Consider the following 12,765-nt stretch of genomic DNA (forward strand, 5'->3'; position numbering starts at 1 on the left):
CAACCTTTAATGATTACCCGGAAGAATATATTAGCAATTCATTTTGCTATTATCCGAGTAGAAAAAATGCGATTATTCATTATACCTCTTTGAGCTTGAAGATAAATCAATTTCACTTTCATTAAGGAGAATAAATGACTGATAACTCAAAATAGTGACACATGCCGCATGAATTATAAAAAACCACTTAATTGTTTGATATTTAAAATCTATTTTTAAATAATATTTAATTCAATCAATACTGATGAAATCAACCATAGAGCAACAAAGATAACAACACTTGAAAATAATATTTGGGTAGTCTTATTGGAAATATAATGAGTTATTAATCGACCAATTAATAAACCAATAACACAAGAAGCAATGAAAACAAGACTAATTTCTTTAGGGTACTGGAACCCATTCCAAACATTAATAAAAATACTAATACTACCAATACAAAAAATGACCATTAATGATGTTGCGATAATACTCTTCATATTTAAATTAGTGAATTTTCGCAATGCAGGAACAATAATAAAACCACCTCCAACACCTAACAGCCCAGTAAGTAACCCAGTAACAACACCAATGCATCCCAAGATTAAAGCCGTTTTAGTATTCCAAATAAACTTTCCAGTTTCTTTATTAATTAGACAATGTGCATCATTCTGCACATCTGCTCGATTGAAAAATATACGGCATCCGACATAAAGCATAACGAGGCTAAAGGTAAGTGTTAACCAAACTGGTGGGGTAATATGGGCAAGATAAACACCATACTTAGCAGAAGGAATACTCAATAATGCTATCCAAATAGCCGCTTTATAGCGAATATTCTTTTTTATAAGACCTTGAATTACACCAATAAATGCAGAAATTGTAACAGCTAAAAGACCAACTGGTGCCGCTAATGCCACACTCCAATTTTGGCTTGCCATTAAAGCAGGAACAGCAAGAATTCCACCACCAGCTCCCGTTAAACCAAGTAGGCAACCTATCAATAACCCTTCCAATATCAGTATTAGCATTGTGAATGTCTTATCATTATTTTCAAATATATTCGCTGAGCATTAACGCTTCCCAAGTGTTTTATTCAATACCATTAATGCACAATTAAATGACACTTCTCCAGCAATAATATCGATTAAACGAGTATCTTGAAAAATCGCAATTGTCGGTACTGATTTTATACCATATTTAGGCGCTAAAGTGGGTGACTGAGCAATATCCACAAGACCAAAAACAATATTATTTTGTTGAAAATGCTCAGAAATTTTAGTGAAAATAGGATACATATTTTTACAAGGCAAACACCAAGATGCCGAAAAATAAGCAACTACCGTTTGACGCTCTTCCTGCCCTAGAGGGTAAAGTGTGCTTGAGAAATTATCACTATTTAACTGCAAGATATGAGGCATTATACGCTACCTTTTTATACATTTTTTTGAACTAACATACTGAAGTGATTCTTCAGATAATATATCACCTCTTATCCATTAGTTGTTCAATATTATTGATAACTCAAATATTACCTTAAAATCAATTGGTTGAGTTAAACTTAATCATAAAAAAGTACACGTATGAAAAATAATAAGTAGTTAAAATAAAATCTGTATTCATTTAACAAAAAAACAACCATATAATATATATACGCTACTTTTATTTTTTATTATGCATTAATTTTTTATTTGTGAATATTCTTGTCGTTATAGTAACGACGTTGTTTAATATACTTAAAGGTGTTCATAATGAAAAATAGACTATATCTTTTACTCTTATTAATATTTAGCCCTTCAATTTTAGCCCATTTAGATTCTGCTTATTACAGAAATGCAACTGATGGATTTACCACAAAATCCAAATGGATGGATACTCTCAGAGATGATGTCATGCTTTCTGAGATAGCATTACCAGGGACTCATGATAGTGCCGCATATAAAAATTTTGTTGATAGCGTATCAACACAAACACTCAATTTTGATCAGCAATTAGAATATGGCATTAGAGTCTTTGATATCCGAATTAGACATACAAATAATGCGTTTGCTCTACATCATGGTAACGTTTTTCTTGATGTTATGTTTGGTGATTTTATGAATTCTATTGACACTTTTTTATCGAAAAACCCTTCTGAGACGGTTCTATTTAGATTAAAAAAAGAAATAGAATCTGATGATAATAACACCCGCCTCATGAATGAAACATTGGAATCTTATATTGAACTACATAAAGACAAATATTTTAACTTACAATCTATGAATACAAAACTAAGTGATATTAGAGGAAAATATATGATACTCAGTAACAATACTGTTTTTCATAGTTATGGGTTATATTATGAACTTACGGATACACAAGATGAGTTTCATTTAACAACAAATTGGGATTTATACTCAAAATGGGAAATAATAAAGAACCAATTAGAACGAGCAACCAATGGAAATAAAAATAAAATATATATTAATTATTTAAGTGGCTCCGGTGGTTCATTTCCTTATTTTGTTGCAAGTGGACACTCATCCCCTGGAACATCAGCACCCCGACTTTCTACTGGCTTAACTACGCCTGGATGGAAAAACAGCTATCCAGATTTTCCAAGAACATCTTGTGCTGGCATTTGTACTATTTCGTTTGAGGGAACAAATATCCTAACTCGAGATAAGTTAAAATATTATAATGACCTAAAGACTAAGCGTACTGTTGGAATAATTATGGCTGATTTTCCAGGTGAATCTTTAATAACCCATGTGATAGGCAATAATAAAAACCTCCAAAAATAATTATTTTTAAATTATTTATATTAAAAAATAACTTTTCTTTTTTAATAATATCTAAATTGCTAGCATTTTATTATTTTAACTTAAAACCTATTACAGAATCATTTAACACGAAAATCTCTAATTTACTATTTGGCTGGTGGGAGATAAGTTTATTAATGCAAGTCCCAGTATTTTCTAAGACTTGCATCCGTTCCACAATATCCGTGGTTTGTTTGCCTAGCTGCTAATGACCGCACCATCGAGTTGAGTGTGATTGCTAGCGGTCACTTACGTATCGGTGTAAAACTGGCTGTCCCCCTTTTCAAATTCGCTACCTTTATTCACACTCGCATTGACATTCCAATCGCCCGTGCTTAGTCCTGCACCGATTAACCTTCCTTTGCTCTCATTTTTACGACCCACCATTTGCGTATTCGTCGAACTGGTCAAGTTGATATCATTTTTGGCGGTTATCCGGGTATTTTGTCCACTGATCTCACCTGAAAGTCGATTAATAACGGTCGTTGTGTTTAAAGCCAGTTCGCCAAGGCTAGAAATTAAAATTTATTGATTTTCGGCTGATAACACAAAGCGGGAAAAAACACGCTTTATCCCGCTTTGTCAACAACCTCAAGGGCAGTTTTACTTTGCCCTTATATTCTGTGAAAGGAAAAATATCTAACTATTACTTATATTCAGTTTCAATGCAGCGGCGATAGCGAGAGGAGAAAAGGTAATACTCGCAGCAAATAACGCGGCAAGAATGGCAAAATAGCCATCGAGAGGTATTTTAAAACTATGTGCCTCCATCGTACCTGTTGCATAAATAAGCACTGGAATATAAAGCGGTAAAACGAGCAGACTAACTAAAACCCCACCCTTTTTTAAGGAAACTGTTAATGCCGCACCAATCGCACCAATAAAACTTAATACCGGTGTCCCCAGCAGTAAGGTACCCGCCAACACCAATAGCGTGTCCGCGCTAAAAGACAACATTAATGCCGCAACCGGAGATAACAAGATCAATGGCAACCCAGTCACTAGCCAGTGGGCAATCACTTTAGCAAATACGGTTATAAATAAAGGATGTGGCGCGAGTAATAGTTGTTCAAGAGAGCCATCAAGATAGTCATCCTTAAATAAACGCTCTAGTGATAATAGTGAAGACAAAATAGCCGCGACCCAAAATACCCCAACGGCAATACGCGCTAATAATTGAGGCTCAGGACCGATACTAAGCGGAAATAATGTGATAACAATTAAGAAAAACCACAACGGGTTAACGAGCTCAGAAAAACCTCGGAAAGCAATTTTAAGCTCCCGTTTAATTAATAACCAAAACATGATTCAACCCCACCCGTCAGTTTTAGTGAACCAAATTGCCCTGACATCGCTTGGTGAGAGGTAAACAAAATAATCCCCCCCTGCTCTGCATGCTGATGAAAACGTTCTGTTAAACGAGCGACCCCTGCCACATCAATTGCGGTGAAAGGCTCATCAAGTATCCACAGAGGGGCTTCGCTTAGCCATAGCCTAGCTAAATTAACTCGCCGTTGTTGCCCTGCAGAAAGTTGACTAACAGGAATATCTTCATAACCGATTAATGAAACTTCCTCTAAAGCAGACCAAATACGCTCGCCTTCATGCCCTTTATGGTGCATTTGATAATAAAACTTGAGGTTTTCATAAGGTGTCAGTAATGATTTCACTGCAGGTTTGTGGCCTAAATAAAGTAAATGACGAGTGAATTCTTCTTTTAGCTTATCAATCGATTGATTATTCCAACAGACCGCACCTTCATCGGGTTTTAATAACCCAGCCATCATACGTAGCAGGGTTGTTTTTCCCGCTCCATTAGGCCCTTCAACTTGTAAGATTTCACTGGGCTGTACAATAAAATCAAGTTGATGGAATAACACCCTATTTTGCCGATGGCAACTCACTTGTTGAGCACTTAGCATGAAGCACAATTCCTGTTGTTTTTATTTTGAGGTTAGCTTTTTGCAACTTTGTTCAACAGCATATCACTAATAGAGTCACTCGATATTGCTTCACCGCAAAGCACTTGCATCAAAACCTCTGAACCTAAGGTCGATAATGAAAACAACATATCAGGTTTAAGTAAGCGAACTTTATCCATATTACTTTCTTGGTTAATTAACACCACGGTTTTCACCGTTCCCTCAACACCCGCTTGTTCTTTCACGCCCAATAGGGCAAAAGTGCTGAGCGAATCGCTATCCGTCATCACCAATACGCACTTCGCATGTTTTACGTTTGCTGCTGCTAGCAATTCCGAACTGGTGGGGTCGCCCGTTACAATGTTATCTTTTTCTGGGTAATGGCTACGATGGTTTTCTTGGCAAATCACAGCTACAGGTAGCTCTCGTTTTTTCAGCCCTTGATAGACATTGACGGCCATCGGTGTGCTACCAATCACCACATAATGATTTTTCATATAAGCAAACCTCTTACGCACAATTTCTTTCGTGCCTTTTGCTAACACCCCAACAATATAAACCACTGAAGTGGTAAAAATTGTGATCCCTAAAATAATCACTGTCACCGTGAATACACGCGCATCCACTGTAACCGGTACAATGTCACCAAACCCGACCGTCGTCATGCATACTAAAGCGAAATAAAAAGCTGTAGTACCATCTTTAACCACCGGCGAAAATTCATTACCAATATATAAAGTGCCAAAAATGGAGTAAAGCAACAATGCGATAATACACGTGATCGCCACAAACCCTGCACTGGTCAAGCTATGATGATGATATAGCTTCCAAAACACACACAATGCAATTAATAAAAAGAGTGAGAAATAACCTTGGTGGATATTTTCTTGCGCTAACCTCAAATCAACAAATGAAATAATTCCAAGCAAAAATAATGAGAATACCCAGGCGATACGGGCTCCATTAACCATAAATAGCGACAGGAAGATAAGCGAAATTCCCAATAAAAAACGGGGAATATCCAGCAGCTTCATAAAACCGAGTGATTTCAACCACTGTGTCAGCCCAGACTCACGCCAATCAATATAGTCAGTATAAGCACTTAACACAGGCTTTAAAATCATGGTGCCATCAATAATAATTAATAATGAAAGCAGCACTCTGATTGATAAGGATGATTTCAAAAAAGCCACAAATGAGTTGTCTAACATAAGTTGCTCTCACCCTTTATTGATAATGTTGGTCAAATTTTTATACACCATAAATAGATTAAAAGATAATATCAACTGAATGAAATATTATTAAACAATAATTCAATATATTACTGTTTTAGTAACAACGTATAAAACATTGTCTATAATGCAATATCATAGAAACAGTTTCGAGTTGAGATTTGGCTCAGGAGTGCAGTTAACACCCCTGCCTCTTGAAAGATGACGAGTATGGGGAACTTAAATTACATCTTCATATCTAAAAATCGATTTCTCAATTATTTTTCAATTCGACTTAACAATAATAGAAAACAAGAGTTTAAAAACCTATGAGTAACACTACACACTCGGAAAAGTTTAGCTGGACCTCTCTGTTCTGGTTACTAATCTACTTTTGGTATTTTTCATCGTTATTACAGCTGTATGTGCTCGTAACAGGGCAAAGTAACTCCATTGGCCTTAGAGACTCACTACTTTATAGCTCCCTTTGGTTAATTCCTGCTTTATTGTTCCCAAAAAGAATCAAATTAGTTGCTGGGGTGATAGGTATTGTTCTTTGGCTATCCTCTGTTGTTGCACTCGCCTATTTTGTGGTTTATGGCCACCAAATATCGCAAAGTGTCATGTTCGTCATGTTTGAAACCAATACCAATGAAGCTGGTGAATTTCTTAAGCAATATTTTAGCTTCAAAGTCCTAGGCGTCATACTCGCCTATACTGTAGTCGCAATATTCCTGTGGACACGCCTAAAACCAGTCACATTACCAAAGACAGGGCGAGTCGGTATTTCATTGTTAATCTTAGTGATTTTGTTTGGCGTCCCTTACTATAATAAAGGCATAAAACAAGACCGCCCAATGTCGAGTATTGCATCTTATGTCAATAGCAAACTCGCCTATGCCGCCCCATGGCAGTTTGTCAGTGGTTACTTCTTATATAAAAACCAGCTAGCAAACATGGAAGAGCTAATCCGTGACAACAGTAAAATTCCGCCACTAGAAAACTTTGTTGATGCAAATGGTGATACACCTCGTACATTTGTATTAGTGATTGGTGAGTCCACCAGCCGCGATAGAATGAGCCTATATGGCTATTCACGCCCAACCACGCCTGAGTTAGATGAGCTAGCTAAAGATTATCCTGCTAATTTATCAGTATTCAATGATGTGGTGACATCACGACCTTATACCATTGAAGCACTACAGCAAATTCTGACGTTCGCGACACAAACTGAACCTGAACTGTTCAATTCACGCCCTTCTATCATGAATATGATGAAGCAAGCGGGCTTTAAAACGTTTTGGATCACCAACCAGCAGACAATGACTGAGCGTAATACCTTATTAACTGCGTTCTCTCGCCAGACAGACAAGCAATATTATTTGAATAATGATATGGCTCAAAGCTCACGTATCTATGATGACGTGGTTTTTTCTCCATTCAAAGAAGCACTTGCAGACCCTGCTGAAAAGAAATTTATCGTTGTTCATCTATTAGGGACTCATATGCGCTATGAATTCCGCTATCCTGAAGATAAAGCTATTTTCAAAGACAAGGACAGCGTAGTTCCTGCTAATTTAAATAATGACGAAGTAAAAGATTACAATGCTTATGATAATGCACAACATTATAATGACTATGTGGTTTCGTCATTAATCAAAGACTTTGATTCTTCAAAAGAAAATGGTTTTCTGGTATTTTTCTCGGACCACGGTGAAGATGTTTATGATACCCCGCCTCATGAAATGTTAGGGCGTAGTGAAGGTAAGCCGAGTAAAGTCATTTATAATGTGCCTTTCCTAGTTTGGCAATCACCTGAGTGGTTATCGACGCATCAATTTGATTTGAATGATAAAACAACTCGACCGTTCAGTAATATGGACTTTATCTATGCATGGTCTGATTTAGCAGGTTTAAACTATACTGGATTTGAACCTGAAAAAAGCCTATTTAATGAGTCATTTAAGCCTCAACCTCGTTATATTGGTGACCCAGATAATAAATCCTCATTAATGCTCTATGATGATTTGAAAAAATAATTAAGCCTCTGTCGGTGAAATATTTTTTGTATTTCACCGACCTATTCATTTAAGCAATAACTTTCAGGTGCTGTGCATTTTTGCGGTTTATTTTACCATCTCGCAAAATAAACGTGACTTCACCGCGCCAAAATTCAGCCAAGAAAATATCACTTATTGATTCAATTCCTTGTAATTCAATTTGCTGCATTAACCAGCTTTCATCTCTTTCGATGGATTCCAAACCATAGCTTCTAATAACCCCTTCTTTTATCAGGATCACAGATGGCATGTTTTTTTCATCGCAAATAATAGTTAACTGCCCATCGGGCTCTATTTGCGCATAATAAATTTCTTGAAAAGAGTGAATTCCTTGTGCATGAATTCGAGATGAAATATTGATGAGGTCTATCTTATTGGCTTTCTCTAAAATGTTTTCCATTATAAATTGGCCTTTTTTAATGATGGGTATGGGATTACCAATCGCCACATTACGAAAAAAATTAAATCTTTTCGTTAAAAAGTTTAAAAAGCTAATAAACAAAACACCAATAATTAAAATAGTCACATACTGGTACAATGGGATAGTATCACTGTAAATCACCCCGCCAATAATGCCCCCTAAGACGAAATTACCAATGAAATCAATAGGAGTCATTTGGGAAAGCTGCGTTTTTCCCGATAGATTCATATGAGTGATAACAATGGCAAAACCGATAATAAACTTTAAAATAATCAACGAATAATAGTACGCCATATTGCTATTCCTTTGTTATCTAAAACATACATTTGTTTTCATTATTTATTTAAATATTAAGTTTCGATCAGTTTAGCTTGATTATCTACCTTTTATAGCGCTATAGCATGGAACAAACGATTATTTCCCCAAAAATAGTCTTCAACGCGAATCCAACACAACAAAATACTTTAATATTTCAGTCAATTAGCTATTTATTTTATAATCCACTTAATTTCAACTATAGTTAAATATACACATTGGCACTCAAGCCAATATCAAGCTTCAATAACATTTTTACCTACATCGTGCTAAGGATATGTTTATGAATATAAAACTCATCACTTCACTTCTTTTCGCGGGTCTTGTTACTGTTATCGCTGGTTGTGATGACTCTCCCAAACCGAGTGATACTGTTAAACAAGCAGAAGAAAAAGCACAGCAGTTAAAAGAAGATGGTGAAAAAAAAGCCAATGAACTGACAGAAGATGCAAAAAATAAAGCTGAAGAGTTGAAACAAAACGCGTCAGAGCTGAGCCAAGAAGTCAAAACAGATGCGATTAATAAAGCCGATGAAGTGGCAACCGATATGAAAGAAAAAACGGAATCGCTCAAAACAGAAAATGATGCAGAAAACGATAAAAAATAACTACTTTTTCAATCTTCTTCAAGAATGTAGGCTTTAAATGCCTACATTCTTATTTGCCCCTCATAAAAGCACCAAAACCCTCCTAACTAATTCGTCATTCCACGATATAATTACGCTTCTTATTCGTTAGCTACTAGGAACACTAATGCAAATTAAACACAGTATTGGGTACGCAAATCCAGAACTTCTTACCGATGCTTTCAGCCTGCGCCAACAAGTTTTTACTCAAGAGCAGGGGTTCCCCGCTGATATCGATGTCGATGAATATGATGAATCTGCATTACATGTGGTTTTGTATTTAAATGAGCAACCAGCCGCTGTATTACGCTGTGTACTACTTGAAGGTAATCTCATCAAAGTTGGCCGTGTCGCAGTACAAAAGCCACACCGCGGCAAAGGGCTTGGACGTGAACTAATGAAATTTGTAGAACAATATGGTCGCTCCCACCATTACCCTAAGATTGCTCTTTCAGCACAACATACGGCCATTGATTTTTACCATACCCTTGGGTATCAAACTGAAGGCGAAATGTATGATGAAGACGGAATAGACCACATTTACATGACATTATCTTTAGAGCAATAATTGCCCTTGAATTAAATTTTCTCGCCCTTATATTGCTATAAGGTCAATATTTAACCAAGTAGAGGTGGATAATGGCAAATGGTTGGGCAAATGAAGATGCCGTTCAAGAACAAATTGATGCCACTCTTGATGATGCGGTAGCGAAAGCGCGACGGCAATTACACTCCGGTGAAAGCGCCGAGTTTTGTGAGGAGTGTGGTGAAGCCATTCCTGAAGCCCGCCGTTTAGCATTACCCGGCGTTAAATTCTGTATTAACTGCCAAAATGAATTAGATAAAAAACAATCTACGTTTAGCGGCTATAATCGACGTGCCAGTAAGGATAGCCAATTACGCTAATCATATTTTCATTCCAATTTACCTGTGGTTTTTACTTATCTAATGCTTACTTTCGCTTATTTGCATTAACTTATTGGTAAAACATGTAAATATTGCATTATTAATTATTAATTTAATGATAATTAACATGATATTTTTCCCCTCCAGTTAATGTTATTTTCCGATATTGTTGATCATTCTCCAGTATCATGGCAGTATAACCGCCTATTTTTTAACTTATGAAGGTGGTAAAGGCTCGAATATCATCGCTATTTTTGGCAGTTTAACCTGCCTACAACACCATATTATTGTTCTTTCTACCTCGTTTCCTTAGGAAACCTTTTCGCAATTATCCATTGTTTCATTAAGAAGGACAGCGCGTTGCATACTTTGTCAATTTCGGTATGCCAAAAATAAAATAAAACAAAAGAAGGTTGTTATGAGTCAAATTGCTACTGATTCTAAAAGAGTTCGTTCTAAAATTAGTCCCCCTGTGTTTTATAGCTCTGCCATTATTATTTTGGTTATCGTTGGCTTTGCCGCTTTGATGCCAGAAGTCGCAGAATCTCATCTAAGTCATCTTCAACAAAATTTATTTAATAACGCAAGCTGGTTCTACATTCTTGCTGTCGCAATTATTCTTTTGAGTGTGACTTATCTGGGACTCTCCCGTTACGGGCAAATAAAATTGGGACCAGACCATGCCCTGCCAAATTTTAGCTATGTGTCATGGTTTGCGATGTTGTTCTCCGCAGGTATGGGGATCGGCTTAATGTTCTTTGGGGTTGCAGAACCCGTAATGCACTACCTCAACCCGCCGGTCGGTGAAGCACAGACGGTTGAAGCCGCTAAAGAAGCTATGCGCTTAACATTCTTCCACTGGGGGTTACATGCTTGGGCGATTTACGCCATTGTCGCGTTAATTTTAGCGTTTTTTAGTTATCGTCATGGCCTCCCTCTCACCTTACGTTCAGCCCTTTACCCAATTATTGGTGAGCGAATTTATGGCCCTATTGGTCATGCGGTTGATGTCTTTGCTGTGGTAGGTACGGTATTTGGTGTTGCCACTTCTCTCGGGTTCGGTGTGCTACAAGTAAACGCAGGTTTAAACCATTTGTTTGGTTGGCCTGTGAATGAAACTGTACAGGTGATCTTAATTATCACCTTTACGGGTTTAGCGACACTTTCTGTGGTTTCAGGCCTTGATAAAGGTATCCGTATTTTATCTGAACTCAACCTTGGCCTTGCTTTTTTATTACTGGTACTTATTGTTGCTTTAGGGCCAACAGTGCTTCTGCTGAAATCTTTCGTTGAAAATACGGGGGGTTATCTATCAGAGATCGTCACTAAAACCTTTAATTTATATGCGTATGAACCTAAGTCCAGTGGCTGGTTAGGGGGTTGGACCTTACTGTATTGGGGTTGGTGGTTATCATGGTCACCATTTGTCGGGATGTTTATTGCACGTATCTCCCGCGGCCGCACCATCCGTGAATTTGTCATGGGCGTATTATTCGTCCCTGCAGGGTTCACATTGATGTGGATGACGTTCTTTGGTAACACGGCGATAGATTTAATCAAAAATAAAGGCGCAACACTATTAGCAGATACGGTACAAGCTGATGTGTCTCTCGCTTTATTTGAGTTTCTTAATTACTTCCCATTTTCTTCTGTGCTCTCCTTTTTTGCTATGTTGATGGTAATTGTATTCTTTGTTACTTCAGCAGATTCAGGCGCTATGGTGGTTGATACCCTAGCCTCTGGCGGTGATTCCAATACCCCAATTTGGCAACGTATTTTCTGGGCTGGCTTAATGGGTGTCGTTGCGATCACCATGTTGTTAGCTGGTGGCTTGCAAGCCTTGCAAACACTGACAATAGCCAGTGCGCTACCGTTTGCCATGGTGTTATTGGCCTCTATTTATGGGTTATTTAAAGCACTTCGAGTTGATGCGTATAAACGCGATAGCCAGCAATTAGCGACCATCGCCCCAACCGCCAGTCGTAACCCTATTCCATGGCAAAGGCGTTTACGTAACATCGTGTATTTCCCTAAACGTGCGCATGTTAAACGCTTTATGGAAGAATCTGTGAAGCCATCAATGGAAATGGTCTCAGAAGAACTGGCTAAACAAGGTACTGTATGCCATATCCATACCGATAAAGATGACCGAATAGGTTTTGAGGTCGATTTAGGCGAAGATATGAACTTTTTATACGAAGTTCGCCTCCGTTACTATATTCAGCCCTCTTTTGCTTTAGCGGGTATGGGCACAGAAAGTGATGATGAAAAGAGTGAAGAACAACGCTACTATCGCGCTGAAATTCACTTAAAAGAAGGTGGACAAGACTACGATGTGATGGGCTGGGCAAAAGAGCAGATCATCCACGATATTCTTGATCAGTATGAAAAACATATTCATTTCTTACATTTATTGGGTAAGTAGCCCCAAAAAAGAAATATTACCTAAAATGTGTCGATAAAAATTCACAGGCGGCTAAAATTATAGCCGCCTGTTTTTTCCATCTTTTTGCTCAATTCTATTG

13 protein-coding genes are annotated in these 12,765 nt (G+C 37.4%); 6 read left to right on the forward strand and 7 right to left on the reverse strand.

Translation table 11 applies throughout. The annotated features are described in order from the left end of the window. Window positions 1-215 precede the first annotated feature (215 nt). Window positions 216-1,010 carry a sulfite exporter TauE/SafE family protein gene (locus PSF28_RS04435; protein WP_210840188.1) on the reverse strand — a complete coding sequence of 265 codons (795 nt, stop codon included), beginning with the start codon at window positions 1,008-1,010 and terminating at the stop codon, window positions 216-218. Window positions 1,011-1,052: 42 nt separating this feature from the next. Beyond that, on the reverse strand, window positions 1,053-1,400 hold the full coding sequence (locus PSF28_RS04440; RefSeq protein WP_210840186.1) for a thioredoxin family protein: 348 nt from the start codon (window positions 1,398-1,400) through the stop codon (window positions 1,053-1,055). Between the two features lie 330 nt (window positions 1,401-1,730). Between PSF28_RS04440 and PSF28_RS04445 the strand changes: the two genes are divergently transcribed. After that, the gene (locus tag PSF28_RS04445; RefSeq protein ID WP_210836914.1) at window positions 1,731-2,762 is read left to right on the forward strand and encodes a phosphatidylinositol-specific phospholipase C; all 1,032 of its coding nucleotides are present in this window, start codon (window positions 1,731-1,733) and stop codon (window positions 2,760-2,762) included. Between the two features lie 267 nt (window positions 2,763-3,029). Here the strand turns inward: PSF28_RS04445 and PSF28_RS04450 are convergent, their stop codons facing one another. The 4 genes from PSF28_RS04450 to PSF28_RS04465 all read right to left on the reverse strand — a co-directional run bounded on the left by PSF28_RS04450 (window position 3,030) and on the right by PSF28_RS04465 (window position 5,913). Continuing rightward, on the reverse strand, window positions 3,030-3,305 hold the full coding sequence (locus PSF28_RS04450; protein ID WP_210836946.1) for a hemagglutinin repeat-containing protein: 276 nt from the start codon (window positions 3,303-3,305) through the stop codon (window positions 3,030-3,032). Window positions 3,306-3,419: 114 nt separating this feature from the next. After that, window positions 3,420-4,085, reverse strand: coding sequence for a heme exporter protein CcmB (gene ccmB, locus PSF28_RS04455; protein WP_272684703.1), 666 nt, complete (start codon window positions 4,083-4,085; stop codon window positions 3,420-3,422). Next, the gene (ccmA, locus tag PSF28_RS04460; protein WP_004914240.1) at window positions 4,070-4,702 is read right to left on the reverse strand and encodes a cytochrome c biogenesis heme-transporting ATPase CcmA; all 633 of its coding nucleotides are present in this window, start codon (window positions 4,700-4,702) and stop codon (window positions 4,070-4,072) included. Before ccmA ends, ccmB begins: the two co-directional genes overlap by 16 nt. Window positions 4,703-4,734: 32 nt before the next feature. After that, entirely contained in the window at window positions 4,735-5,913 is a 1,179-nt protein-coding gene (locus PSF28_RS04465) for an ion channel (RefSeq protein WP_210836916.1), read from the reverse strand. 329 nt (window positions 5,914-6,242) lie between these two features. Between PSF28_RS04465 and cptA the strand changes: the two genes are divergently transcribed. Continuing rightward, window positions 6,243-7,952, forward strand: coding sequence for a phosphoethanolamine transferase CptA (gene cptA / locus PSF28_RS04470; RefSeq protein WP_210836918.1), 1,710 nt, complete (start codon window positions 6,243-6,245; stop codon window positions 7,950-7,952). Between the two features lie 49 nt (window positions 7,953-8,001). On the opposite strand, the gene PSF28_RS04475 is transcribed toward cptA, so the two are convergent. Continuing rightward, a complete protein-coding gene (locus PSF28_RS04475; protein WP_210850402.1) occupies window positions 8,002-8,688 on the reverse strand; it encodes a DUF421 domain-containing protein in 687 nt (228 codons plus the stop codon). Window positions 8,689-8,992: 304 nt separating this feature from the next. Between PSF28_RS04475 and PSF28_RS04480 the strand changes: the two genes are divergently transcribed. The 4 genes from PSF28_RS04480 (at window position 8,993) to PSF28_RS04495 (ending at window position 12,665) form a co-directional block, all read left to right on the forward strand. Then, window positions 8,993-9,316: a hypothetical protein gene (locus PSF28_RS04480; RefSeq protein WP_272665526.1), complete on the forward strand. Its 324-nt coding sequence runs from the start codon at window positions 8,993-8,995 to the stop codon at window positions 9,314-9,316. A 145-nt stretch (window positions 9,317-9,461) separates the two neighbouring features. Then, window positions 9,462-9,902 carry a GNAT family N-acetyltransferase gene (locus tag PSF28_RS04485; protein ID WP_272684704.1) on the forward strand — a complete coding sequence of 147 codons (441 nt, stop codon included), beginning with the start codon at window positions 9,462-9,464 and terminating at the stop codon, window positions 9,900-9,902. Between the two features lie 71 nt (window positions 9,903-9,973). Then, window positions 9,974-10,240 (forward strand): DksA/TraR family C4-type zinc finger protein, encoded by a 267-nt coding sequence (locus PSF28_RS04490; RefSeq protein WP_272684705.1) that lies wholly within the window; start codon window positions 9,974-9,976, stop codon window positions 10,238-10,240. Between the two features lie 418 nt (window positions 10,241-10,658). Beyond that, window positions 10,659-12,665, forward strand: a complete 2,007-nt coding sequence (locus PSF28_RS04495; RefSeq protein ID WP_272684706.1) for a BCCT family transporter — start codon at window positions 10,659-10,661, stop codon at window positions 12,663-12,665. Window positions 12,666-12,765: the final 100 nt, after the last annotated feature.

The sequence above is a fragment of the Providencia sp. PROV130 genome (assembly GCF_028482225.1).
Taxonomy (GTDB): domain Bacteria; phylum Pseudomonadota; class Gammaproteobacteria; order Enterobacterales; family Enterobacteriaceae; genus Providencia; species Providencia rettgeri.

Excerpts from the sequence above, each read along its gene's own strand:
- ccmB (WP_272684703.1), bottom strand. The coding sequence starts at position 4,085 with ATGTTTTGGTTATTAATTAAACGGGAGCTTAAAATTGCTTTCCGAGGT.
- PSF28_RS04475 (WP_210850402.1), bottom strand. The coding sequence starts at position 8,688 with ATGGCGTACTATTATTCGTTGATTATTTTAAAGTTTATTATCGGTTTT.
- PSF28_RS04440 (WP_210840186.1), bottom strand. The coding sequence starts at position 1,400 with ATGCCTCATATCTTGCAGTTAAATAGTGATAATTTCTCAAGCACACTT.
- PSF28_RS04485 (WP_272684704.1), top strand. The coding sequence starts at position 9,462 with ATGCAAATTAAACACAGTATTGGGTACGCAAATCCAGAACTTCTTACC.
- cptA (WP_210836918.1), top strand. The coding sequence starts at position 6,243 with ATGAGTAACACTACACACTCGGAAAAGTTTAGCTGGACCTCTCTGTTC.
- PSF28_RS04445 (WP_210836914.1), top strand. The coding sequence starts at position 1,731 with ATGAAAAATAGACTATATCTTTTACTCTTATTAATATTTAGCCCTTCA.
- PSF28_RS04435 (WP_210840188.1), bottom strand. The coding sequence starts at position 1,010 with ATGCTAATACTGATATTGGAAGGGTTATTGATAGGTTGCCTACTTGGT.
- PSF28_RS04490 (WP_272684705.1), top strand. The coding sequence starts at position 9,974 with ATGGCAAATGGTTGGGCAAATGAAGATGCCGTTCAAGAACAAATTGAT.
- PSF28_RS04465 (WP_210836916.1), bottom strand. The coding sequence starts at position 5,913 with ATGTTAGACAACTCATTTGTGGCTTTTTTGAAATCATCCTTATCAATC.
- PSF28_RS04480 (WP_272665526.1), top strand. The coding sequence starts at position 8,993 with ATGAATATAAAACTCATCACTTCACTTCTTTTCGCGGGTCTTGTTACT.
- PSF28_RS04495 (WP_272684706.1), top strand. The coding sequence starts at position 10,659 with ATGAGTCAAATTGCTACTGATTCTAAAAGAGTTCGTTCTAAAATTAGT.
- ccmA (WP_004914240.1), bottom strand. The coding sequence starts at position 4,702 with ATGCTAAGTGCTCAACAAGTGAGTTGCCATCGGCAAAATAGGGTGTTA.